Genomic DNA, 22,825 nt, shown 5'->3' on the forward strand with positions numbered 1-22,825 from the left:
GGGTTCCCGCCGATGCGGGAGCCCTACGCGTGGACCGTCGACGACAGCCGCTGCGCCCCCCGCGCCGTCTCCGTGACCCCGCTCAGGAAGCCCTGGGCCCTGGGTGAGGCGGTGGAGCGGAGCCACTGCGGGTCGATGTCGCAGACCGCGACGTTCACACCGGTGCCGGCCAGGGCCAGCGGGAGGGTGTGGACGACCGTGGAGGGGAAGCTGACGATCGTGCGGCCGATGGGGCCGCGGCGGGCGATGAGTTCCAGGGGGAGGTCCGGGCGGACGATCTCCAGGCCGGTGGCGGCTTCCAGGGCGTGGAGTTTGTCGGCGGACTCCCGGCGGTGGGCGAAGTAGCGGGTGGCTCCGTGGGTGCGGGCCAGGGCCGTGACCGCCTCCTGGTACGGGACGGGGTCGACGACGCCCGTCTCGACCAGGGAGGTGCCGACCAGGTCCGCGCCCTTGCCGATGCTGGGCGGGCCGAAGCGGGCGCGGGTCCAGGCGAAGGTGTTCGGGATGACCGCGATGCCGGGCGGAGCCTCGACCGGCATCGCGGTGAACACGTCGACCGTGTGGTTCGCCGTCGGGGTGAAGCGGCGGCGGGCCGTGGCGGTGACCGGGGCCAGGACCAGCTCGCGCGGTCCCGTGCGGCCCCGGCGGTGCCAGCGGGTGAGGCGCTCGCCCCGGGCCAGCTGGGCGACGAACTCCATGGTGGCCGTGCCGTCGTCGACCACCGTGAGGTGATCGGCGCGGACCATCGTCAGCAGGAGCTGCACATAGCGGGAGAACGGGTCGCCGATGACGATGTGGTCCGCGCGCCTGACCAGACCGGCCAGGGCGCGCAGGGCCTTCAGGGGCGCGCCGGACTCGCCGCGCGCCTCCTGCCAGCGGACGGTGATGCCCTCGTCGCGGGCCAGCTCCGCCATCCGGCGCAGCTGACCGCGCGACATCGGGTCGACCGGGGGGAGGACGACGACCGTGGTGGCGGCCGGATCGTCTCCCCCCTGGGTGTGAACCCACTCCAGGACGTTCAGGAGCTGGACCGGGCTCTCGACGAAGGCGAGGTTCACCGGTCGGCGCTCAGACCGCGACCGGCTCGGGGGCCGGCGTGTTCTCGGTCTCGGCGACGACGCCCGCGACGCGGCGGAGCTTCTTCATCGGGCCGAGCTCGGACTCGTACACCTTCTTGACGCCGTCGCCGAGCGACTGCTCGATGGTGCGGATGTCGCGGACCAGGCGGGTCAGGCCCTGCGGCTCGACGGAGGCGGCCTGGTCGGAGCCCCACATGGCGCGGTCCAGGGTGATGTGGCGCTCGACGAACGTGGCGCCGAGCGCGACGGCGGCCAGCGTGGTCTGGAGGCCGGTCTCGTGGCCGGAGTAGCCGATCGGGACGTTGGGGTACTCCTGCTGGAGGGTGTTGATGACCCGCAGGTTCAGCTCCTCGGCCTTCGCCGGGTACGTGGACGTGGCGTGGCAGAGCAGGATGTTGTCGCTGCCCAGGACCTCGACCGCGTGGCGGATCTGCTTCGGGGTCGACATGCCGGTGGAGAGGATGACCGTGCGGCCGGTGGCGCGCAGGGCGCGCAGCAGCTCGTCGTCGGTGAGGGAGGCGGAGGCCACCTTGTGGGCGGGGACGTCGAACTTCTCCAGGAAGGCGACGGCCTCGGTGTCCCACGGGGAGGCGAACCAGTCGATGCCGCGCTTGGCGCAGTGCTCGGCGATGGCGGTGTACTCGTCCTCGCCGAACTCGACGCGGTGGCGGTAGTCGATGTACGTCATCCGGCCCCAGGGGGTGTCGCGCTCGATGTCCCACTGGTCGCGCGGGGTGCAGATCTCCGGGGTGCGCTTCTGGAACTTGACGGCGTCGCAGCCGGCTTCGGCCGCGGCGTCGATCAGCGCGATGGCGTTGTCGAGTTCGCCGTTGTGGTTGATGCCGATCTCGCCCGTGATGTAGACGGGGTTGCCGGGGCCGGCGGTGCGGGTGCCGAAGGTGCGCAGGCGGGAGGTGCTCATGGTGGTGCTTCCTTACTTGGTGGGGACAGCGGGGGTGGAAGTGGTGGTGAGGGTGGGGCCGAGCAGCCAGGCCGCGATCTCGCGGATGGCGCCGTAGCCCCCGGGGGTGGTCGTGACGGCGCGCGCCGCGGCGCGTACCGAGTCGTGGGCGCTCGCGACGGCGACGGGCCAGCCGGCGAGGGAGAAGCAGGGCAGGTCGTTGACGTCGTTGCCGACGTAGAGGACCCGGTCGGGTGCGATGGACTGCTCGTCGCACCAGCGCTTGAGTGCCTCGTCCTTGCGGTCGATGCCGTGCAGCACGGGGATCTGGAGCTTGCGGGCCCTGGCGGCGACGACCGGGTTCTGCTCGGTGGAGAGGATCAGCAGAGGCACCCCGGCCTTGCGCAGCGCGGCGATGCCGAGCCCGTCGCCCCGGTGCACGGCGACCGTCTCGCGGCCGTCGGAGTCGATCATGACCCGGTCGTCGGTCTGGGTGCCGTCGAAGTCCAGGACGACCGCGTCCACGTCCGCGAGGGAGGGCAGCGGCGAGGGGTCCAGGAGCGGGGCGAGCGCGCGGGCGCGGGCCAGGTCGTGCGGGTCGTCGATCTCCAGCACCCGCGCCGGGTCGGTGGGCACGAGGGCGGTGTGGCCGAAGAAGCGGTGGCGGTGGGTACGGAAGCCCGCCGCGTCCATCGCGTAGGCGGCGCCGGTCTCCAGGTAGTCCTGGGGGCGGTCCTGGCGGCGGGGGCGCACGGACTTGTCGTGGTTGACGCCGTACGTTCCCTCCTCGACCGCGTGCCCGTCGCGCCAGACGAAGCCGTGGAACGGGGCGACCGTGACGGCCGTGTCCGCGCCCTCGTGGGCCACCGCCCTGGCGACTCCGTCGATGTCCTCGTGGGAGACGAACGGGCTGGTGCACTGGACGAGGAGGACCACGTCGACGCTCCGGGCGCGCTCGGCCTCGTAGACGTCCAGGGCGTGCAGCACGGCCGCCTCGCTGGTCGCCGTGTCGCCCGCGATGGCGGCGGGGCGCTCGACGCAGTGCAGCCGGTGGGCGGCCCCCAGGTCGGCGGCGGCGCTCCGGGCGGCCTCGGCGATCGTCCCGTCGTCGGTGGTGACGACGACGTCGGTGACCTCGGGGGCGCCGAGTGCGGCGCGGACGGCGCGGGCGACCAGGGGGATGCCGCCGACCTCGGCGAGGTTCTTGGCGGGGACGCCCTTGGATCCGCCGCGGGCGGGGATCACGGCGAGGACGGTCGGGGGCGGCTGCATCGCTGCTCCTGGGGTCGTGGAGGCTTCCGAGGTGGTGACCGCGGTTCGCCCGGTGGGTCGGTTCTCGGGTGCGGGGGCGGCTCCCCCGGCCGGCGTGGTCACAGGTCGCCCATCCGGCGGATCACGGGGGCGACGCGCTGGACGCCCTGGCGGTAGGCGCCGCGCGCGGCGTTGCGGACGGTTTCGCGCACCGCGCCCCGGACCCGCCCCGTCTCCTGCGGTGCGGCCGCGCCGGGCAGAGGCGTGCCGTCGGGGGCCAGGTGGTGGCGGCCGAGGATGCCGGGGAGGTAGCCGGGGGCGGTGGCCGGGGTGTAGTAGGGGGCGAGCGGCGGGAGCCGGGCGTCGTCCAGGAGGGCGGCGACCTTGGCGCGGGCCGTGTCGTAGGCGGTGCCGTAGGAGCCGTCGGCGGCGACGCCCTGGCCGGCCAGCCACTCCCCGTCGGGCCGGGGCCGCGTCCCTCCGTCGAGGCGGTCCCAGGAGGTGAGGAGCCCGGAGCCGACGAAGTGGTGGTTGCCGAGTGTCTCGCGGACGCCGAGGTCGGTGAGGACGGCGGTCGGGATCCGGCGGTGCAGGGACTCCAGCGCGGCCGTCGAGGAGACCGTGACCAGGAGGTCGGTGCGGTCCAGGACCTCGCCCATGTGCCCGTACACCAGGCGGAAGTTGGGCGGCAGGCCGCCGGGCAGCCGCTGCGCGAGCTTCTGGTAGGGCAGTTCCTCGATGTGCGTGGTGTGCTCGCCCGGCTTGGAGCGCAGCTTGAGCAGCACCTCGCGGCGCGGGTGCAGCCTGGCGTGCTCGACGAGCCTGCGCAGCAGGTAGGTGCGGTCGGCGCGGGAGGCCGGCACGGAGGGCTGGGCGGCGAACACCACGGTGTCGCGGCCCTCTTCGGGACGGTAGGGCGCTCCGCCGAGGAAGGGCAGGGCGGCCTCCGTGACGGCCGAGGCGTCGGCGCCCACTCCCTCGTACACGGCGCGGAAACGCTCGGCGTCATGGCGGGAGTTGGCGAGGACGACGTCCGCGCCGTGGCGGAGCAGGAGGCCGTCGGCGAGCTTCTCGTAGACGACGCCCACGTATCCGGTGACGACGACGGGCCGGCGCGGCAGGCCGAGGGCGGCGAGGCCGTGCAGCATGGCCTGGACGCCGCCGCCGACGAGGGCGAGGACGACGAGGTCGAAGCCCTCGTCGCGCACGGTGTGCAGGAACTCGACGGCGGTGACCTCGCGGACCCGCTCCGCGTCGATCCCGACCTCGCCGACCTCCGCGAGCTGGCGGGGGGTCGGGGTGGCCCGGCCGCGCAGCAGCAGCCCGTTGACCTCGACGGGCCGCGATTCCCGGCCGTCCGCCTCGGCGGTCAGACGGCGCGCGGTGAGCGCGCCCCATTTCCACCGGGTGTCGGAGTCGGCGAGGACGGCGACCCGCAGCGCCGGTCGGGGCACGGCGGGGGTTTCGGCCGGTTCGGCCTCATTGCTGGTACGTGGGGGCACGTCCTAGAAGTTAGGAAGGCATTTCGATGCGCGGCCCAACGTGGTGGCAACAGATGGTTAACAGCGAGCCGACGATTGGGGGACGGCCCCGAATGCGCGCCCAATTCCCGCTCCGGGAAGGGTGATTCACCTGAGAGTCGGGCGTTGTTCACCTGTCGGGCGCTTCGCGGAAAAGGAAAGGGCCGGTGCCGCACCTAACGTGATGCGCGTGGTTAAGCTCTCCGTCATCGTGCCGTTCTTCAACGTGCGGTCCTACGCGCCCGACACGCTCAGAAGTCTGCGGGCCAACGCCCGTGAGGACTTCGAGTTCCTTCTCGTCGACGACTGCTCGACCGACGGGACCCCCGGCCTGCTGCGCCGGGCCGCAGACGAGATCCCCGGGGCCGTACTGCTGCGGCACGAGGTGAACGGGGGGCTGGCGACCGCGCGCAACACCGGCCTGGACGCCGCTCGCGGCGAGTACATCGCCTTCCTGGACGGCGACGACTGGCTGGCCCCCGGGCACTACGAGCGGCTGGTGGCCGGGGCCGAGGCGCTGGGCTGCGACTTCGTGCGCACCGACCACGTCCAGGCGCACGGCAGTTCGCGGTCCGTACGCCGGGTTCCGCACGGGACGCACGGGGTGGTGGGCGATCCCCGGGCCGCGATCCTGCCCGCCCACCGCACCACGTCGGTGGACTACGCGTTCGCCTGGGCGGGCCTCTACCACCGGCGGCTGCTGGACCGGGGTCTGCTGCACTTCACCGACGGGCTGCGCACGGCCGAGGACCGGCCGTGGATCTGGCGTCTGCACCGGGAGGCGGAATCCTTCGCCACCCTGGGCCTGCTCAGCCATTTCTACCGGCGCGGGGTGGCCACCTCGCTGACCCAGATCGGTGATGTGCGCCAGCTCGACTTCCTGCGCGCCTATGACCAGGTGGTGGCCGAGACGGCCGCCGACCGCGACGCGGACACCTTGCTGCCGAAGGCCGTGCGCACCTACTGCGCGGTCATCGCCCACCATCTGGGCGACCTCGGGAAATTCGAGCCGGCCGTGGCCCGCGAACTGAAGTCGCGCGGCACGGCGGCCCTGGGACGCCTGCCGCAGCGGCTGCTGGACGAGGCTCTCGATTCCATGGACGTGACACGGGCGACCCGGGTGCGCAGGCTGCGCCGCCGTCCGGTCGCCGCGAAGGGGGCCTCGGCCGCATGACCACCCGGATCTTCCACGCCTCCACGCCCGACGCGACGCTGCTGCTCGCCGCGGCGGTCGACGCGGGGTGCTTCACCGGGCCCGGCCGCCGGATGCTGCTGCTGTCCCGGACAGGCCCGGCCCCGGAGGCCGTCGCCGACGTCTCGGAGACCGCGGGCTTCGAGCGGTTGCGCACCCGGTTCGACGAGGTCCTCTCGTGGAACGAGGCGATCTTCCCCTTCCATCCGGACGGCTGGCTGCCCCGGGCGGACGACGCCCCTCTGTGGGAGCGCCACTTCCGGCGCGCCTGGGGTCTCGGTGACGAGCGGCTGGAGCTCGTCGTGGACGCGCCGCACGCGGGCCCCGCGCGGGCTCTCGCCCAGGTCTTCGCCGGTGTCCCGGTCGATGTGTACGCCGAAGGACCCCGCGGCCTCGGCCCGACCGGGGAGAAGATCCCGCCGCTGACCGGGACCCGGGTGCGGCGGCTGCTGCACCCGGAGCTGGTCCCCGGGGTGCGCCCGCTGCTGCTGGGCGAGTACGGGGTGGAGCCGCAGACCGTGCCCGCCGAGGCGATCGGCAAGGTCGTCGCCGAACTCGCGGACGCGGCTGTGGCGTCGACCGGTGCGGAGCTGCCGTCCGTCGAGGCGCCCGCACTGCTGCTCGGGCAGGATCTCGCCGGGGCCGGGCTGATCCCGGCGGCCGAGGAGGCGGGGCTGCGGCTGGAGATGGTGCGCGGGGCCGCGGCCCTCGGCCACACCCGGCTGGTGTTCGCGCCCGATCCGTACACGCCCCGGCAGGACCCGGCCGCGCTGCTCGCCGAGGCGGGCCGGCTGGGCGTCGAGCTGACCGTGCTGGACACGCCGCTGCCGGTGACGGCCGATGTGCTGCTGCACCGGCTGCGGCCCGCCCTGGTCGTCGGCTGCACCTCGACCGCGCTGTTCGCCGCGGCCCGGTTCCACGGTCTCCCGGTGGCGACCGTCGGCACGGGGCTGCTCCTGGAGCGCCTGACCCCGTACGAGAACGCCGAGCGGATACCGGCGACGCTCGCCGACGCCCTGCTGCCGGAGCTGGCCGACGCGGACGCGGTGGCCCGGCAGCGGCCCGGCGCCGAGGCCGGGCTGGACGGCCTGCTCGCGGCCGTCGGCTTCGCGATGCGGCCGAAGGTGCGCCCCGATCTGCGTCCGGCCGCCGAGCGTTATCTGTCCGACCGGCTGGACGGCCGCACCTGGCGCTACTTCAAGCGCCGCCGGCTGGCCTCGCTGGCGCTTCCCGGAGTCGTGCCGGCCCGGCTGGCGTTCCTGCGCGGCAACCCGACCCTGCGCCGGGTGGCCCGGCGGGCACGGGCGCTGAGGAGCGGCGCGAGCTGAGAAGCGGCGCGAGCTGAGAAGCGGCGGGAGCTGAGAAGCGGCGGGAGCTGAGAAGCGGCGGGAGCCCGGGAGCCGAGGCCCCCGGGGAGCGGGCCCGGTGCACCCGGACCGGGCGCGGGGCCCGGGAGCCGCGAAGGCCGAGGCGCCCCGGCCCCCGGGCGGTACTCAGCCCAGCACCTTGCTCGCTCCCGCCCGGCCCCACACCATGGCCGCGCCGAACGACAGGGCCGTCGTGGCCGCGGTGACACCGACCACGAGCGCCGCGGCGGCCGGGCCGCTCAGGTCCGCCCGGACGAAGGCGTCGGTGAGGACGCCGAGCACGAGGACGTGCACGAGGTAGGCGCCGAACGACGCGTCGGCCAGCCGGGTCAGCGTGGGACGCAGCCGCTCCGGAACGCGCAGGCCGTGCAGGGAGACCAGGACGCCGCAGCTGAACAGGGCCACCAGGACGTGCGCGTACGGGATCGCGTAGTGCACCTCGTGCTGGTACGCGATCACCCCGGCCAGTCCGGCCGCGGCCAGCAGCAGCCAGGGGAGCCGTCGTCGGCCGAACGTGCCGGCCGGGGCGGCGAGCAGCAGCGCCCCGAGCACCGCGTAGATCAGCTGGTACGGGCCGAAGGCCCAGCCGAAGCGCGGCAGTTCGCGTCCGGTGGCCTCGGCCAGATCGCCGAAGAGCGACGGGGCGGACGCCAGGACCAGCAGGATCGCGCCGAGGCCCCACGGCCGCTTGCCCGACCTGACCAGCACCACCAGGCCCAGGACCATGATCACGGGGAGGTAGGCGTACAGGTACCAGAGGTGGTAGGCGGGGCGGACCGACGCGAACAGGGAGTCCAGCGCCAGCTCGCCCACCGGGTCGTCGTTGGTTCCGCGCAGCCTGCCCCACGCGAGGTAGAGCGCCGTCCAGACGGCGAGGGGCACCACGATCCGCACGATGCGCCGCCGCAGCCGTGCGCCGTCCTTCGGCGGCGCCCCGACCAGGACCACCCAGCCTGCGATGGCGAAGAAGAGGGGCACGGCGAAGCGGCCGACGGAATCGGCGGTCAGCCCGGCCCAGTAGGTGCCCGGCCCCTGCGACGCCGTCCGGCCCACGGCGTTCACGAAGGCGGAGCCTGCGTGGAGGCCGATCACGCCGACGGAGCAGAGCAGCCGGATCAGGTCGATGTCGTAGCGGTGCTCGCGGACGGGACGGGGCGTCTCGGGGACCGTCGGCGCCGGGGCGGCGGCGGGGGGTGTGGTCGGCATGGTCCTCAGGGGGTGGGCGGGGCGCATGGAGGGCTTACGGGGCGGGACCGGCGCGTCACGCGCGGCCTTCGGCGGGACGGGGCGGGGCGGCTCACGCGTGGTTCCGGGGGCGGGCGGCACGGTCCCGGTCGGCGGCGGACCGGGGCGCGGGGACCACGTCCGTACCGCCGAACGGGTCGGGCAGGCCGGTCAGTTCACGGAGCCGCGCGAGGTTGTCCCGGGTCACCGACCACAGCAGGTCCTGCCGGTCCCGCACGTCGGCCACCGCCGCCGCGTGGTCCTCCAGCATCGCGCGGGCCCGCTCCGCGAGCCGGGCGCCGAGGGCTCGCTCGTGGACGGAAACGCCCCAGTCGGGCCGGTCGATGTCGGCGAGGAAGTAGGCCAGCTTGGGGTGCGAGACCAGGCTGATGACGGGGGTGCCGCAGCCGAAGGGGATCATCCCGGCGTGCCCGCGCATCCCGATCACCAGCCGGGTGCGCCGGTAGAGGTCCCGGATGGCGTCGTTGGAGAGCAGGTAGAGGGGTTCCACGGGGAGGGTGAGGCCGTGCTCCCGGCGGAGGTCGTCGACGAAGCGTTCGTCGGCGGGCATGTGGGCGGCGTAACGGACGTCCGCCGACGCGGACACGGCCCGGACCGCCGTGGCCATCTCCGCGAGGAAGTGCCCGTAGTCGTGGCCGAAGCGGAGCCCGGCCCGGTCGTACGCGCAGTTGATCAGCACGGTGTCCTCCCGCGCCGCCGGTTCGGCGAGGCGGGGGTCGAGGTGCCGGGCGACCGTGGTGGGGCAGGGCTGGTAGCGCACTTTCTCGCGGAGGGACGCGGGCAGCAGCTCCCGGACCCGGGCGACGGAGCCGTGGTTGCGCAGCCCGAAGAACGCGGACCGCTCGACCAGGGCCCGCAGGGAGGCCGCGAACCGCTCGCGGCGGTAGCGCTGGCCGTCGAAGACGTTGTAGCCGACGGCGAAGACCGCCAGGGGGGCGGTGATCCGGGCGAGGACGTCGTCGGGGATGTTCCACTGCCAGCCGCTGTTGCCGTTGGGCGCGGTGTCGGGGAGGAAGAGACCCCCGCCGCCCACGATGACCGCGCGCCGGGCGTTGAGGCGTTCGAGGGCGGCCTCGTCGACCAGCAGGTGCGCGTGCTGCTGGTGCCAGCTGCCGGGGCCGGTGTCGGCGGTGAAGCAGCTGCGGACCGCCTCGGGCAGCACCTTGTCGCCCGCGTTCTCCTCGCCGTCCGCGAACAGGGCCACGTGGGCGAGCTGTTCGCCGGGCGGGGTGCCGCCGGGGTTGTCTCCGACTGCGAGCATCTGGGACGTACGGGCGTACCAGGCGCGGCAGTTGGCGTCGGCCGGGTCGGTCTCCAGGCCCGCGAGCGCGTAGCCCCGGGCGTCCTCGGTCCGGCCCAGCAGCCAGGCCAGGCGGGCCAGTTGCCCGAAGGCGCGAGGAGCGAAGTCCGGCGATGCGGTCGCCAGCAGCAGGTGCGTCTCGGCCTCCTCGTACCGGGACAGCGCCATCAGGCAGACGCCCAGCGTCTCGTGGCAGCGCGGCAGGTCGGGGCGGCCCGCGACGGCCTCGCCGAGCAGGGCGACGGCCAGGTCGTGATGGCCGCGCCCCCGGTGGATCTCGGCGAGCTGCCGGACCAGGTCGATCGGCGGCCGGGTCCGTGCGGGGAACGGGAGCGCGAGGTGCAGCAGCAGGTCGGGGTGCCTGGCGCCGGGGAGGGCGAGGTAGGCGGCCCGGAACGCCTCGTCGTCCAGGTCGAAGCGGTCCCTGGCGGCGTGGGCGGGCGCGAGGCCGGTACGGGCCGCGGGGACGCCGGCGAAGTTCAGGACGACGACGTCCTCGGGAACCGGCAGGTCGTCGTGGAGCCGCCGCGCCCGGAAATCGTCACGGGAGGCCAGGGGTACGAGGAGGTCTTCCGCAAGGTCCTTCGCGGCGGACGGCACCGGGCCGAGGTCCTGGCGCTGGATCACCAGCAGCCCGTCGTCGGGGACGCCGCCGCGCGGGTCCGGAACGCCGTCGGGCCCGGGGCGCGGCACGGCGGCCACGCCCGTACGGAGTCTCAGCAGGGCGTCGAGCCGCCCGAGGACGACCATGGCGGGGGTGAGGGCGAGCACCGTGTCGTACCCGTCGAGGCCGAACACGTCGTCGCGCCCGCCGGCCGTGCGCGGGACCAGCCGGGGGTGCAGGCGGCGGGCGGCGTCGAAGGCGGCGTCCGGCAGGCCGGGGTGCAGGACGACGACGTCCTCGCAGAGGGCCGGGTTGCTCAGCGCGAGGCTGCGCAGGAGGGTCCCGACTCCGGGCAGGTCGTCCGCGCCGGCGACGTGCACGGCGAAGGCGATCCGGCGCTTCCCGGTTACGGCGCGGCGGTCGTCGGCGGATGCGGCCGTCGCGGCGGTGCCGGTGGCGGACTCGCCCGCCGCTGCGGACTCGGCCGCCGTCACGGAGCCGGCCGCCGTCACGGAACGGGCCGCCGCCGCGGATTCGGTCGTCGTCATCTCAGGCTGATCCTCACTGCGGCGTCGTCCGTGTTCCCGGTCCGCGCCCCGATCCACTCCCGCTCGCCCGGGGACAGGGCCGCAGGTCCTTCGAACCCGATGAGGTCCACCCGGGCGGGGGTGCCCAGGAAGTCGAGAAGCCGCAGCACGGTGTAGGCGGTGCTCGCGGGTCCCGCGCCGCCGGCGGCCTCCTCGCCGAGCAGCGCCGGATCGTGCAGCGGGCGGCGCAGCGAGGCGTCGCCGACGCGGTCCTGCGCGCCCGGGACGAGCCGGCTGCGCAGAGCGAGCCGCCACTGCGGGAGCGGGTCTCCGAAGACCAGCCGGACCCCCGCCCGCCGGTCCCAGCGGGGGCCCTTCCAGGGGGCGTCGCCGCGCAGGGTGCAGGCGTGCAGATCGGTGCGGGCGGCGGGGGCGGTGTGGTGCGCCTCGTCACAGCGCACGACGAGGTCGTAGCCCTCGATCAGGGCGGCCAGCGGGCTGCCGGGCCGCCGCTCCTGCTCGGCGGTGCGCGGAGTGTCGGCGACCAGGCACACCGTCCGGCCCGCGACGAGCCGGCGCAGACCGGGTACCCCGATGGGCTCGGCGCCGCCCAGCAGCGGGTCGGCCATCGGATCGCGGTCCGACAGGCGACGGTGCTCGGCGTAGAGGGCGGCGAGGCGGCGCACCGCCGGGTCGGCGGTGCCCCGTTCGGCGGTAAGGAGCCGGACGAGGTCGGTGAAGGCCGCGCGGGCCTCGGCGGCGGGCAGGTGGCGCGACAGCCGGGCCGCAGCGCCGGACGCCTCCGTGCCGGCCCCCGCCCGGAACAGCGCCAGCGCCTCGTCGATGCGGTCCCCGGCGGCGCGGAGGGTGGCGATCCGGCGTTCGACGTCCCGTGAGGCGGCGATGTTCCGCTGGAGCGCGAGATGGCGTTCGTACGCCGTGATCGCCTCCTCGCCCCGGCCGAGCGCGTCCAGGGCGTTGCCGCGCAGCCGCCAGGCGCCCTTGGACCGGGTGCGCAGGGCGGTCGCCTCCTCGGCGAGGGCCAGGGCGAGGCGGGCCTCCGCGTCGCCCCCGCTGTCCAGGGCCTGCTGCCCGGTCCGCAGCAGCGCGTCGAACGCGTCGGCTCCCGGGGTGGAGCACGCGGTGGTCAGGGTGCCGATCGACGCGATGAGCCGGGTGCGGCGGGCGTCGGTGAGGGGGCCGGAGGCGGCGAGGGCGGCGAGGTGGTCGCCGCAGAGCCGCAGGGCGGGCAGGAGCGCCGGGTCCGGGCCGCCGCCGGGGCGCCCCGGGGCCGGCGTCCCCGGTCGTCCCGCTATCGCACGTACTGACGTGAGCAGCCCGGTGAGGGTCTGGCCCATGCTCGTTCCGCCGTTCTGTGAGTCGGCCGCCGGCCGGGGTCCGCGCCCCGGCCCCGGGTCAGAGGCCCAGGGTGCTGCGGGTGCGCCGTACGGTGCGGCGCAGCCGGACCGCGGCTCCCCGGGGGCCGCCGCCGGGCAGGGTGAGGCTCTGCAGGCGGCGGCGCTTGAAGTAGTGCTGGGTGCTGTTGTCGAGCCGCTCCCGCAGCCACTCCTCGGCTTCGGGCCGCAGCCCGGGGTGGAGCTTGGCCTGCATGCAGTAGCCGACGGTCCGCACCAGCGGGGCGAGGGTGTCCGGCGCGGTGCGCGGCAGGAGGGGGACTGCTCCGGCACCGTGCGCGTCCAGGTCGGGCACGAGGTGGTCGGTGATCGTCAGCGGGATGCGGTTGCTGTTCTCGTACGGGGTGATGCGGTCGAGGACCAGGCGGGTGCCGACGCGGGCGACGGGGATGCCGTAGTAGGCGGCGGCGGTGAACATCGCGGTGGAGAAGCAGCCGACGACCAGGGTGGGCGCGCACCGCTCGTACAGCGTCTCGGCGAGCAGCGGACCGTCCAGGGTGGTGAGCCGTACGCCGGCGTCGGCGGCGGCCTCGTCCAGAGCGCGGGAGTAGCTGGCCGGGGCGGTGGGGTGCGGCTTGAAGAGGATGGAGGTGTGCCCGGCCCGGGCGGCTCCGCGGAGCATCCGGATGTGCAGCTCCTCTTCCTCCTCCTGCGTGAGGATCGAGAGCGCGGCGAGGTACTGGCCGAGCAGCATCGCGGTGGGGGCGGCGGCTTCGGCGGCGGCGAGGCCCTTGTCCCCGTCGGCCGCGGCGGCGATCTCGGAGAGGACGGCGCGGAAGGCGTCGTCGGGGACCAGCTCGGGCTCGACGCCGGCCTCGGCGAGGAGGAGCGGGCGCAGACCGGTGACCAGGTCCAGGTGGAGAACGCGCCGGATGCGGCAGGCGATGGACTGGGGCAGCCGGTTGCGGGTGGGGCCGTAGCTCATCAGGCCGTCGGCGTAGACGTGCACGGCGCTCTCGGAGAAGATCGCGGCCAGCGCGCGGGCCGGGTTGACCTGGATGGACTCCACGGCCAGGTCGACGGGGGCCTCGGGGGCGATGTCCCAGGCCAGGCGGAAGGCCCGCTGCCACAGGACCGTCTCCTCGGAGCGGGGGCCCCAGCCGCTGGGGTGGTGCGGGCTGATCGCCTCGTTCCAGTCGACGACGGCGTCGAAGCGGGCGGCGAGGGAGCCGTAGCCGCGCATCTCCTCCAGCCGCAGGGCCGTCTCGGGTACGGCCGCGTTGTTGGAGACCAGCAGGATGCGGTGGCTGTCGGTGGCCCGGCCGAACTGTCCGGCGTCGAGCGCGGCGGCGAGGGTGGCCGCCCCGTACAGGGTGGATACCTGGAAGATCTGGGTGCGCACGGGCATGGGTCAGGCGGCCTTCTGCTTGGTGCGCAGGCGGCTGAGCAGCGTGCCGCGCTTGTCGTCGATCATCGTCAGGGTGCGGTCGAGCACGTCCTGCGGCATCCGGTGCAGTGCGGCGGCCGACTCGGCGCGCAGCCGCCGGGCGGTGGCGGGCTCGTAGGCGTCGGCCTTCTCGTTGTGGAAGGCGATCATCGCGCAGTAGGTGCGGACGGCCTTCGGCAGCAGGGTGGCGGCGTCCCGGTCCGCGCGCAGCTGGTCGAGCAGTGCGTCGTAGGCGGGGAAGAAGTCGAGCTGGCGGGCGTCCTTGATCTGGGTCAGGGAGGTGGCGACCCCGCGCCGGTAGAAGATGCCGTACAGCCCGAGCGCCGCGTAGGTGCGGGCGCGCAGATGCAGCTGCCAGATCCACAGCCGGTCCTCGGCGGTGCGCAGTTCGGTGGCGAAGCGCTGGGCGCCGTCCGCGAAGAGCCGCCGGTGGTAGATGCCGGCCCAGACGAACGGGTAGTCGACCATGGTCTCCCGCTCGGGCACCCCTATCCCCTCGCGGGGGTCGAGCAGGGTGTCCCGGAGGGGGGCGGGCGCGCGTCGCACGACGCGGGTGGTGCCGGTGGACTGGACGTGGTCGGTGCGGGCGAAGTCGCAGTCGAGGTCCTGGGCGGCGCGCACCAGCCGGTCCAGGTGGCCGGGGGCGTACCAGTCGTCGCCGTCGAGGAAGGTGAGGTAGTCGCCTTCGGCGGCGTCGATGCCGCTGTTGCGGGCGGCCGCGATGCCGACGTTCGTACCGTGCCTGATCACCCGGGCGCGCGGCAGCCGCTCGGCCCAGTGGTCGACGATGTCCTGCGTGCCGTCGGTGGAAGCGTCATCGACCAGCAGGAACTCGATGCCGGGGTCCGCGTTGCGGACCAGGCTGCCCAGCGTGGTCGGAGCGTAGGCCGCGACATTGTGGAACGGTACGACAACGGACAGTTTCGGCACGCGTGCCCTCGCCTTCGATCATGGTCCCGACAACGTAGGGCGACGGCGGAAGGATCGGGTGACGCCCGCCACGACAGCGGGTGAACTCTGCGCGTCCGCCGGGTGACCGGGCTCGCGCGCTGCTACACGCTGCTGATCGAAAGCTTGGCCGCGAAACCGAGGAAGAGGACGCCGGCCGCCGAGGTGGCCCCCGCCGAGAGCCGCTTACGACGGCGGAACGCGGCGGCCAGGCGGGTGCCGCCGAAGATCAGCACCGAGAGATACGCGAAGCTGGCGAGCTGGAGCAGCGTGCCCAGCACCAGGAACGACAGTGCGGGGTAGGCGTAGGCGGGGTCGACGAACTGGACGAAGAAGGAGATCAGGAACAGGATCGCCTTCGGGTTGACCAGGCTGACCGCCAGCGCCCGGCGGTAGGGCCTCTCCGCGGAGGCCGTCGCCCCGGGAGCCTCGGCCGTCTCGACCATCTCGGCGGTACGCCGGTGCCGCTCGCGCCACAGGGACGCGGCCGCCCGCAGCATCCCGATCGCCATCCAGGTCAGATAGCCCGCGCCCGCGTACTTGACGATCGCGAAGAGCAGGGGCGTGGTCTGGAGCAGGGAAGCCGCGCCGAGCGCGGAGAGCGTCATCAGGACGGCGTCCCCGGTCCAGACGCCCGCGGCGGCCGTATAGCCGGTGCGCACGCCACGTCGGGCGGCGACGGAGAGCACGTACAGCGAGTTCGGCCCCGGCAGGAGAACGATCAGTGCCAGACCGGCGAGATACGTCGGAAGATCGGTGACACCCAGCATGAACGGAGTCTCGCACGTCCGTGCGGGTCGCCGACTCGGTGCGGGCCCTCGCCGGGGGCTGCACCGGGCGCCACCGGCCGCCCCCGCCGCGCGCGAAGGGGCGGGGGGCCCGGCGGGCGGACCGGCCGGATCCGTCGGGTGGCCCTCCGGGGGGGCTGGACGCGCGGCGGGGGTCCGACGGAGGATTCGGTGACCGGGCCGGACGGGATTCCGTACAGGAGGCGCCGGGGGCCGACGGGGTGAGCCAGGGGGGACCGCATCATGGCGGACACGAACAGCGGGTGGGACGGCCGGGGGACGGGGAGAGCGACGGGCGCGGGCGGGACGCGAGCGGCGGGAGCGAACGGTGGAGCCCTACCGGCACGACCGGCACTGCCCTCGGCCCGGACTCCGCTTCAGGCTCCGGCCCCGGCGCGCGCTTCAGTCCCCGTTCCGGCTCCCGTTCGGGCTCCGGCGCGCGCCTCGGTCCCGCCGCCGGCTCCGGCGCGCTCCTCAGTCCGGGCTCCGGCGCCGGCCGCGGGGCGGGAGGCGAGGCCCCAGGGGCGTCGTGTCGCCGCCGTGTCCCTCGTCGCGCTGGCCGCCCTCGCGACAGGATGCGAGCCCGGGACCGCCGAGGGGGCGCAGGACGCGCCGCCGCCGGTGCGGGCCACGCGGGCCGCCGCGCCGACCGCCTCTCCCCCACCTTCTTCCTCTCCTTCCGCCGCCCCCGCGACGGAGGACGCGAAGCCACGCACCGCGCCGCCTTCCGCTCCATCGGCCTCCACCGCCGCCCCGGCCCCGAGCACCGCCCGGCCGGCCCCGGAGCCGAGCGCCCCGCCTCCGCCGCGCGTCCTGATGCGGATCGGGTCCGAGAGCGACCGGGTGCGGGAGCTCCAGGCCCGGCTCCGGCAGATCGGCCACTTCGGGCGTACCCCCACCGGCTACTACGGCACCGTCACCGCCGACGCCGTACGGTCCTTTCAGGCCAAGCGGAAGCTGGCGGTCACCGGAAGCACCGACGCGGTCACCTGGCAGCGGCTGCTGGCCATGACCCGGGTGCCGACCGCCACCGAGCTGGACCCGCCGACCGAGCGGCCGGTGGCGGCGCCGGACGAACGCTGTATGACGGGCCGGGTCCTGTGCATCAGCAAGAAGAGCCGGACCCTGGCATGGATGATCGACGGCCGGGTCGTCTCCGCGATGGACGTGCGCTTCGGCTCGGAGTACACACCCACCCGCGAGGGCGTTTTCCCGGTGTTCTGGAAGTCCCGGGACCATGTGTCCACGCTCTACGACACCCCGATGCCGTACGCCCTGTTCTTCAGCGGCGGCCAGGCGGTGCACTACTCCGCCGACTTCGCGGCCAACGGCTACGGCGGCGCGTCGCACGGCTGCGTCAACGTACGGGACAAGAAGAAGGTCGCGGCGCTGTTCGACCAGGTGAAGAACGGCGACAAGGTCGTCGTCTACTGGTGATCCGGTGACAGGACCCGCCGCCGGCAGCCCGCTGCCGGTGGCCCTTCACGGTTGGTCCGCCGCCGGCAGTCCGCTGTCCGTGGTCCCGTGGCCCGCCGCGGTCGGTCCGCTGCCGGTCGTCCGGCGCTCGGCCGGAGGAGAGGAGAGGGCGCGGGCGGGACCGGGGGAACGAGTCCCGCCCGCGCCGATGCGCTGGAGCCGAAGGTACGGGGGGAACCCCGGCTCGTCGCGCGGCCGATGACCAGTCGGCTCACTCTGTACAGCGCCCGGCTTCCGAAAAACGTCACACCTGGCCGTCCGGGACGCCCGCCCGCCCCCGGAACCACAGGTCAGCGCGTGAGCGCGGAGGCCGCGCCGGTGCTGTTCGTGAGCGGCGGGGCCTCGGTGTCCGCCGTGGCATCCGTCCTCGTCTCCGTCCCCCCGGTCGCCGGAGCCGCGACGGAGCGCGGCGCGGGCCGGAAGGAGACGTGCGGCCGCGAGCCGCCGTCGCCCGGCCTGTTCTCGCCACCGCCGTCCTCGTCGTCCCGGCCGCTGCCGTTCCCGCCGTTCCCGCCGGAGCCGCCGGGGCCGCCGTTTCCACCGGAGCCGCCGTTTCCGTCGCCCCCGTCGAGGACGCGGTCGCAGAAGTTCTCCAGGTTCCTCTCGCCCTTCGCGACCCGGATCAGAAGGCGTCGGCTCCGGTCGTCCAGAGTGCCGCCGCGGAAGTCCTTGCACGCCTCGACGGACTTCCCGTACCAGTCCCCGGCCGCCGTGTCGTCGCCGGAGCCACCGGGCCGGTCGTCGTAGCCGTCGCCGGCCCCGGCCGTCTCCTGGGGGCCGTCGCCGCCCGGAGCGTCGGGGCGCCCCGGGCGGTCCTCGCCGGCCTCACGGCCGGTGTCGCCGGTTCGCGCGCCGTCGGACTCCTCGGGCCTCTCGGATTCCCGGGTCGCGGGCCCGGAGGACGCCGCCTCGGGCTCGCCGGCCGCCGACGGGTCCGCCGGGGACGAGGGATCGCCGGCGGACCCGTCGGTCGTCAGCGGACCGGGGGTCGCGGCAGCCGATACGGACGCGGCCGGTGCGGGCGGGCCCAGCTCGCCGAAGGCCCCGGTGAACACACCCGTACCGGCGGCGACCGCCACCCCGCCGAGCGCACAGCCCGCGAGCGAGGCGACCAGGCCGAAGCGGACCGGCCGGCTCCAGCGCGGGCGGCGGGCCGGGCTCTCGGGGGCGGAGCCGATACGCACGGCGTGCGCCGTGCCGGGCCGGCCGGCACCGGCGAGCCGGTCCGCGCCGCTGCCGTGGCCGGCCTGCCGGAACGCGGCGAGGACCGCGCCCTCACCGGGGAGTTCACCCGCCGGGGGCCGCGGAACATCGCGGACCGTGCCGAGTGCTTCCGCGAGCCGGAAGGCGTCCGTGCGGGCCTGGTCGCCGACGGGGTCGACAGGTTCGCCGCGGAGCAGTTTCTCCGCCGCGTCCTCATCAAGCCACTCGTAGTGCTCGTCGGCCATCACATGTCCTTCTGCGTCCACGGTCGCGAATGCGTCACACCGGGAACGACCCCGGCGGGCGCTGCCGGACCGCCCCGGCCGGGGCGCTGCGCGGGCACGGCACGGAGGCTCGCGCCGCCGCACGCCTCCGGACCCGCGTCACCGTCGGCGCCCTGCGCCGGGGCCTGTGCCGGGCCCCGTGCCGAGGCCGGGCCCGGGTTCACGGCCGGGATCGCCGCCGGGCCCGCAACCGGGGCCGGGATCGGGGCCGGGATCGGGATCGGGGCCGGGATCGGGCTTTGGAGCGCCGCCGGGTTCGGGCCCGGGACGGAAACCGATTCCGGGGCCGAAGTGGCACCCGGGAGGGAGCCGCCCTCGGGCCGGTCCACCGCGTGCTGCTCCGCGCCGAGGAGCTCGGCCAGCCGCTTGAGGCCGCGGTGAGCGGCGGTGCGCACGGCGCCGGGCCGCTTGCCCAGGGTCTGCGCGGCGCTCTTCGCGTCCAGCCCGACGACGACCCGGAGCACGACGGCCTCGGCCTGGTCCTGCGGCAACTGGGCGATGAGGGACATGGTGCGGCCGGTGTCCAGCGCCTCGATGGCGTCCTGTGCCGTGTCGGACGCGGCGGGGCGCGCGGTCAGCTCGGTCTCGTCGCCGCCGATCGCGGGGCGGCGGCTGCGCATCCGCAGATGGTCCAGCGAGCGGTTGCGCGCGATCCGGGCGGTCCAGCCCCGGAAACGGTCGGCGTCACCGCTGAAGCGGCCGAGGTCACGGGCTATCTGCAGCCATGCCTCGGACGCCACGTCCTCGGCGTCCGGCTCCCCGACCAGTGTCCGTATGTAGCCCAACAGCCGTGGCTGCACGGCGCGGTACACAGCACGGAAGGCGTCTTCGTCCCCGTCCTGTGCCGCGAGCACCGCGGCGGTCAGCTCCGCGTCGTCCCCCAGCACTCCCTCAACCCGCCCTGCTGTCCTCAATCGCAGCTGGTCAACTGCTGCGCAACCCTGCGCGAACCAGCACGCTACGTGCTCGGCGGGGGCCGCGTCCATGACTTGTACAACCCGCAACAATGCGTCGGCCACACTCCGGTGTGACACAAAACGCAGTCATGGCGCTGAGATGAGTACGGGGTCGTGCTGCGGCCCCGTGGAAGACGGCCGGGGCCTCTCCTGTGGGGGGTGGCGGCCCCGGTCGTCGCTCCAGCATGTGGCCCTCTGGCCAGGCACTTTCCACGCCGCCTGAAAGCCCTCGTGACCAACGGCGTGACCAACGCCAGCGAGTTCGTCCCGGGTGGGTGCCTCCTTGGGCGCCAGACACCCCCGAGACCAACACTTTCCAGTGCTCACCCAACCTGCCCGGGCTCACACGCCGCGCGATCCCGGGACGAGCTTCCGGCACCTTCCACTCGGCGCTCGGCGGCGGACGGGCAAGCCGTGCGTCAGCCCCGGCCGCGGGCCCGTCGTGACATCACGGCGCGCAGGATCCGGCGGCCCTCCGTGGACAGGTCCAGCGCCTTGCGGAGTCCGGCGCCGCTGCCCGCCGTGCCGGCCGTCTCCGCGAGGATCTCCAGGATGCGGACCTGCCGTTCCAGCTCCCCCGCGACGAGCGGGCCCACGGCGGCCGGTTCACCGCCGCGGGCCGCCTTGAGCAGGTGCTCGTCGTCGGGCGGCGCGTCCCCGTCCGGGGCGTCGAACCGCCCGTGGATGCGGAGCGCGACCAGCGAGCAGGCGTCGGCCCATTCCCGCAGCGGTACGGCGGCGAAGTCGGAGGGGGCGGCGCCGAGCATGGCCCGCACGAGTGCGGCCGGGCCGTCGGTGACGGACGCGTGCTCCATCGCCGTCCGTACCGCCGCGAGCCGATTGGCCCAATCCCGCCCCTCCTCACAGCTCGCCCAGAGCGGGCGCAGGGGCTCCGCGTCGGGCCCCGCGAGCAGCGGCAGGCACCGGTCCAAGCAGGCCAGCGCCGCGGCGGACAGGGCCCGCTCGTCGGCTCGTCTCATCAGTTCCAGCAGACTCATCGGCGTCTCCCTCGGTCTACCGGGTACTGCGCCGAATGGCTGAAAAGCGTCACTGTGGAGTGGTCGTGGCTCCGAGGGAACCCCGGCCGGCCGGGGCGGGCCGGTCCCCGGGCCCGGGGACGGGGGCCATGAGGCCGCCGGGCAGCGGCGGCCGGGTGCCCGAGCAGAAGGTGCACAGGCCGTCGTCGGTCACGGCCGTTCTGATGCGGCAACGGGTACAGAGCATGAGGTGGTTCCCCCGGGGCGCGGTGTCGATGGGTGGCCCGCGTCCCTCCCCAGGAGCGCTCGGCCGGCGGACGGCAGCCCGTGGACAGCGGTGCTGTCCACGGGCTCACGCACGGCCGGAGCACGCCCCGGGCGTCACCCGGCGCTGCCGGTCCGCTCCGCCAGTTCCTTGAACCGCGCCCAGCTCAGCGCCGGTTTCCTCGGGTCCCACAGCTTCTGCGAGGTCGCCACCAGCGGCATCCTGATGCCGTCCGCCACCTGCTGCGTGGTCTGCGCGTTCGGCAGGTCGCCCCAGACGGCGAACCGGCCGCCGAGGATCTGCGGCGAGTACTTCTCGGCCACGGGTTCGGTGCCGCGCAGGACCAGCGGAGTCCACTGCTCGTAGATCCGCTCTCCGGTCGGGTAGACGAATTCGTTGGGCTCGCCGAGTACGTAGTAGAGGAACTCGTCGTTGAGGTTCAGCACCTGGTAGCCCGCGGCGAGGTATTCCTGCGGCGGGCGGGCGCCGATCTCCTTGCCGGTCCAGTACTCGATCTCGATGTTCTCGTCGGCCTTGATGTCGGTGCCCCGGAAGAGCCCGTCGTTCCATGCCTTGGGGGTCCTGCCCTTGGGCACGACGACGTCCGCCCGGTCGTTCAGCCAGCCGGTGGCCAGGTCCTCGATCGTGGCGCCGGCGCCGTACTTCTCCTCCGCCGCGCGCTTGAGCTGCGGGTAGGAGGCGGCCGGGTCCCGGACCGTCAGCGCCTGGTACTCGTCGGCGCCGAGGTGCCAGTACCTCCCCGGGAAGAGGTCGGTGTACTCGTCGAGGAGTTCGTCGATGAGCTTGGCCGCGCCCGGCCGGGAGATGTCGATGGACCCCTTCGACGGGACGCCCGCGGTGTTGCGCAGCTGGAGGTCCGGGTGGGCGTCCAGCACCGCGCCGAGGTGTCCGGGCGAGTCGATCTCGGGGACGACCTCGATGTGCCGGCTGTTGGCGAGCCCGACGATGCGGCGCACCTCGTCCTGGGTGAGGGCTTCGTCGGAGACCACCTCGGGGTGGCTCTTCGACTCGATCCGGAACGCCTGGTCGTCGGAGAAGTGCAGGCCGAGCTGGTTGAGCTTGAGGTCGCCCATCTCACGTATGCGGTCCTCTATCCACTCCGCGCTGTAGTGCTTGCGCGCGATGTCGAGGTTGAGCCCGCGCTGCGGCCGGTCCGGCCGGTCGTTGACGACGCCCTCGGGCACGGTCCGGTCCGCCTTGAGCGACTGCTTCAGGGTGCGGGTGCCGTAGAAGACGCCCGACTCGTCGGGTCCGGTGATCTTCACCTTCCGGTCGCGGACGGTGAGGGTGTACGACTCGGTGGGGCCCGCGTCCTTGGCGCCGAGCGCCAGCTCGACGTCTCCCGTGCGGGCCGGCTCGGCGCCCCGGTAGCGGATCTTCAGTTCCTTGGCGAGCAGCTGGGCCTCGTCGGCGAGCACCTGGCTGCCCCTGGCGATGACGACCGAGCTGTCCTTGCCGGGCTGCCAGCCCGGTCCGCGGGCCGCGGTGTGCTCGCGTACCGCGGGGATCGCGCTCGGCGTGCTGGACATCGGATAGCTGCGGGACGGCGACGGGGCGGCGGCCTCGGCGGAGGTTCCGGAGGGCGACGCCGTGTCGCCGGACGAGCCGCTGCCGGATCCTTCCGGCCAGACGACGACGGTGAGGGCGACGGCGGCTGCGGCCGTGACAGCCGCGCCGGCGACAAGGGCACCACGCGTGGGCGACATCGGGCAGATTCCTCCATTGAGGGGGCAAAGTCGGGTGAAACGAGTGAAGAACGAACGGAACGGGTGAAGATGATGCAAGATTGGCATTTTTGCCGCGGCCTCGCCCATCGAGGGCTCCGGGGGGCGACCAGAACCCCGGCCGCCGCAGGTCAGACGCCCCTCACGCGTGCCGAAACTCTCTCGTTCGGGTGATTTTTCCTCGATCGGCCGGACGGCTGCCGACCGATCTCGCTAACGTTGGGGCACATTTGTCCCTCCCTTCACTCTCACCTCGCGGAACTCACTCCCGCTCCGGGCAACCTCGTCGCGCCGGGGCCTGTCTTCCAGGAGCAGAGGGTCCTGTTCCGGGCCACAGAGTCATGGATGTCGTTGATGTCGCTGATGTCGTTGACGTCGTTGATACGAGGAGTTCA

The 22,825-nt window shown here is 74.3% G+C and carries 17 protein-coding genes; 3 read left to right on the plus strand and 14 right to left on the minus strand.

Going from position 1 to position 22,825, the window contains the following annotated elements:
* Nucleotides 1-23 precede the first annotated feature (23 nt).
* From ACIQMU_RS04070 to ACIQMU_RS04085, 4 genes are all read right to left on the minus strand, one after another.
* Nucleotides 24-1,058, minus strand: coding sequence for a hypothetical protein (locus ACIQMU_RS04070; RefSeq protein ID WP_352240362.1), 1,035 nt, complete (start codon nucleotides 1,056-1,058; stop codon nucleotides 24-26).
* A gap of 10 nt (nucleotides 1,059-1,068) precedes the next feature.
* Complete coding sequence (locus ACIQMU_RS04075; protein WP_352240361.1) at nucleotides 1,069-2,001, minus strand: N-acetylneuraminate synthase family protein; 933 nt, start codon at nucleotides 1,999-2,001, stop codon at nucleotides 1,069-1,071.
* A 12-nt stretch (nucleotides 2,002-2,013) separates the two neighbouring features.
* Complete coding sequence (locus ACIQMU_RS04080) at nucleotides 2,014-3,252, minus strand: acylneuraminate cytidylyltransferase (protein WP_352240360.1); 1,239 nt, start codon at nucleotides 3,250-3,252, stop codon at nucleotides 2,014-2,016.
* A gap of 98 nt (nucleotides 3,253-3,350) precedes the next feature.
* Nucleotides 3,351-4,733 (minus strand): DUF6716 putative glycosyltransferase, encoded by a 1,383-nt coding sequence (locus ACIQMU_RS04085; RefSeq protein WP_352240359.1) that lies wholly within the window; start codon nucleotides 4,731-4,733, stop codon nucleotides 3,351-3,353.
* 208 nt (nucleotides 4,734-4,941) lie between these two features.
* Between ACIQMU_RS04085 and ACIQMU_RS04090 the strand changes: the two genes are divergently transcribed.
* On the plus strand, nucleotides 4,942-5,925 hold the full coding sequence (locus ACIQMU_RS04090) for a glycosyltransferase family 2 protein (protein WP_352240358.1): 984 nt from the start codon (nucleotides 4,942-4,944) through the stop codon (nucleotides 5,923-5,925).
* Nucleotides 5,922-7,271 (plus strand): polysialyltransferase family glycosyltransferase, encoded by a 1,350-nt coding sequence (locus ACIQMU_RS04095; protein WP_352240357.1) that lies wholly within the window; start codon nucleotides 5,922-5,924, stop codon nucleotides 7,269-7,271. The genes ACIQMU_RS04090 and ACIQMU_RS04095 overlap by 4 nt, the downstream gene beginning before the upstream one ends.
* 165 nt (nucleotides 7,272-7,436) lie before the next feature.
* On the opposite strand, the gene ACIQMU_RS04100 is transcribed toward ACIQMU_RS04095, so the two are convergent.
* The 6 genes from ACIQMU_RS04100 to leuE form a co-directional block, all read right to left on the minus strand.
* On the minus strand, nucleotides 7,437-8,516 hold the full coding sequence (locus ACIQMU_RS04100; protein ID WP_352240356.1) for an acyltransferase: 1,080 nt from the start codon (nucleotides 8,514-8,516) through the stop codon (nucleotides 7,437-7,439).
* Nucleotides 8,517-8,607: 91 nt separating this feature from the next.
* Nucleotides 8,608-11,007 (minus strand): polysaccharide pyruvyl transferase family protein, encoded by a 2,400-nt coding sequence (locus ACIQMU_RS04105; protein ID WP_402688162.1) that lies wholly within the window; start codon nucleotides 11,005-11,007, stop codon nucleotides 8,608-8,610.
* On the minus strand, nucleotides 11,004-12,344 hold the full coding sequence (locus tag ACIQMU_RS04110) for a tetratricopeptide repeat protein (RefSeq protein WP_402688163.1): 1,341 nt from the start codon (nucleotides 12,342-12,344) through the stop codon (nucleotides 11,004-11,006). The genes ACIQMU_RS04105 and ACIQMU_RS04110 overlap by 4 nt, the downstream gene beginning before the upstream one ends.
* A 58-nt stretch (nucleotides 12,345-12,402) precedes the next feature.
* Nucleotides 12,403-13,749 carry a polysialyltransferase family glycosyltransferase gene (locus ACIQMU_RS04115; protein ID WP_352240353.1) on the minus strand — a complete coding sequence of 449 codons (1,347 nt, stop codon included), beginning with the start codon at nucleotides 13,747-13,749 and terminating at the stop codon, nucleotides 12,403-12,405.
* 3 nt (nucleotides 13,750-13,752) lie between these two features.
* A complete protein-coding gene (locus ACIQMU_RS04120; protein WP_352240352.1) occupies nucleotides 13,753-14,718 on the minus strand; it encodes a glycosyltransferase family 2 protein in 966 nt (321 codons plus the stop codon).
* Between the two features lie 122 nt (nucleotides 14,719-14,840).
* The gene (gene leuE / locus ACIQMU_RS04125) at nucleotides 14,841-15,506 is read right to left on the minus strand and encodes a leucine efflux protein LeuE (protein ID WP_352240351.1); all 666 of its coding nucleotides are present in this window, start codon (nucleotides 15,504-15,506) and stop codon (nucleotides 14,841-14,843) included.
* 261 nt (nucleotides 15,507-15,767) lie between these two features.
* On the opposite strand from leuE, the gene ACIQMU_RS04130 reads away from it, so the two are divergent.
* Nucleotides 15,768-16,961 carry a L,D-transpeptidase family protein gene (locus ACIQMU_RS04130; protein ID WP_402688164.1) on the plus strand — a complete coding sequence of 398 codons (1,194 nt, stop codon included), beginning with the start codon at nucleotides 15,768-15,770 and terminating at the stop codon, nucleotides 16,959-16,961.
* Nucleotides 16,962-17,290: 329 nt separating this feature from the next.
* Here the strand turns inward: ACIQMU_RS04130 and ACIQMU_RS04135 are convergent, their stop codons facing one another.
* The 4 genes from ACIQMU_RS04135 to ACIQMU_RS04150 form a co-directional block, all read right to left on the minus strand.
* A complete protein-coding gene (locus ACIQMU_RS04135; RefSeq protein ID WP_352240349.1) occupies nucleotides 17,291-18,448 on the minus strand; it encodes a hypothetical protein in 1,158 nt (385 codons plus the stop codon).
* Complete coding sequence (locus ACIQMU_RS04140) at nucleotides 18,448-19,374, minus strand: RNA polymerase sigma factor (RefSeq protein ID WP_402688165.1); 927 nt, start codon at nucleotides 19,372-19,374, stop codon at nucleotides 18,448-18,450. The genes ACIQMU_RS04135 and ACIQMU_RS04140 overlap by 1 nt, the downstream gene beginning before the upstream one ends.
* A 488-nt stretch (nucleotides 19,375-19,862) precedes the next feature.
* Nucleotides 19,863-20,441 (minus strand): hypothetical protein, encoded by a 579-nt coding sequence (locus ACIQMU_RS04145; protein WP_352240347.1) that lies wholly within the window; start codon nucleotides 20,439-20,441, stop codon nucleotides 19,863-19,865.
* A 360-nt stretch (nucleotides 20,442-20,801) separates the two neighbouring features.
* The gene (locus ACIQMU_RS04150) at nucleotides 20,802-22,412 is read right to left on the minus strand and encodes a glycoside hydrolase family 20 protein (protein WP_352240346.1); all 1,611 of its coding nucleotides are present in this window, start codon (nucleotides 22,410-22,412) and stop codon (nucleotides 20,802-20,804) included.
* Nucleotides 22,413-22,825: the final 413 nt, after the last annotated feature.

This window comes from Streptomyces sp. NPDC091649, assembly GCF_044756785.1.
Taxonomy (GTDB): Bacteria; Actinomycetota; Actinomycetes; order Streptomycetales; family Streptomycetaceae; genus Streptomyces.

Bases quoted from the DNA above. Each gene is read 5' to 3' on its own strand.
- ACIQMU_RS04075 (WP_352240361.1), bottom strand. From the start codon at position 2,001: ATGAGCACCTCCCGCCTGCGCACCTTCGGCACCCGCACCGCCGGCCCC.
- ACIQMU_RS04080 (WP_352240360.1), bottom strand. From the start codon at position 3,252: ATGCAGCCGCCCCCGACCGTCCTCGCCGTGATCCCCGCCCGCGGCGGA.
- ACIQMU_RS04095 (WP_352240357.1), top strand. From the start codon at position 5,922: ATGACCACCCGGATCTTCCACGCCTCCACGCCCGACGCGACGCTGCTG.
- ACIQMU_RS04100 (WP_352240356.1), bottom strand. From the start codon at position 8,516: ATGCCGACCACACCCCCCGCCGCCGCCCCGGCGCCGACGGTCCCCGAG.
- ACIQMU_RS04105 (WP_402688162.1), bottom strand. From the start codon at position 11,007: ATGACGACGACCGAATCCGCGGCGGCGGCCCGTTCCGTGACGGCGGCC.
- ACIQMU_RS04110 (WP_402688163.1), bottom strand. From the start codon at position 12,344: ATGGGCCAGACCCTCACCGGGCTGCTCACGTCAGTACGTGCGATAGCG.
- ACIQMU_RS04115 (WP_352240353.1), bottom strand. From the start codon at position 13,749: ATGCCCGTGCGCACCCAGATCTTCCAGGTATCCACCCTGTACGGGGCG.
- leuE (WP_352240351.1), bottom strand. From the start codon at position 15,506: ATGCTGGGTGTCACCGATCTTCCGACGTATCTCGCCGGTCTGGCACTG.
- ACIQMU_RS04130 (WP_402688164.1), top strand. From the start codon at position 15,768: ATGGCGGACACGAACAGCGGGTGGGACGGCCGGGGGACGGGGAGAGCG.
- ACIQMU_RS04135 (WP_352240349.1), bottom strand. From the start codon at position 18,448: ATGGCCGACGAGCACTACGAGTGGCTTGATGAGGACGCGGCGGAGAAA.
- ACIQMU_RS04145 (WP_352240347.1), bottom strand. From the start codon at position 20,441: ATGAGTCTGCTGGAACTGATGAGACGAGCCGACGAGCGGGCCCTGTCC.
- ACIQMU_RS04150 (WP_352240346.1), bottom strand. From the start codon at position 22,412: ATGTCGCCCACGCGTGGTGCCCTTGTCGCCGGCGCGGCTGTCACGGCC.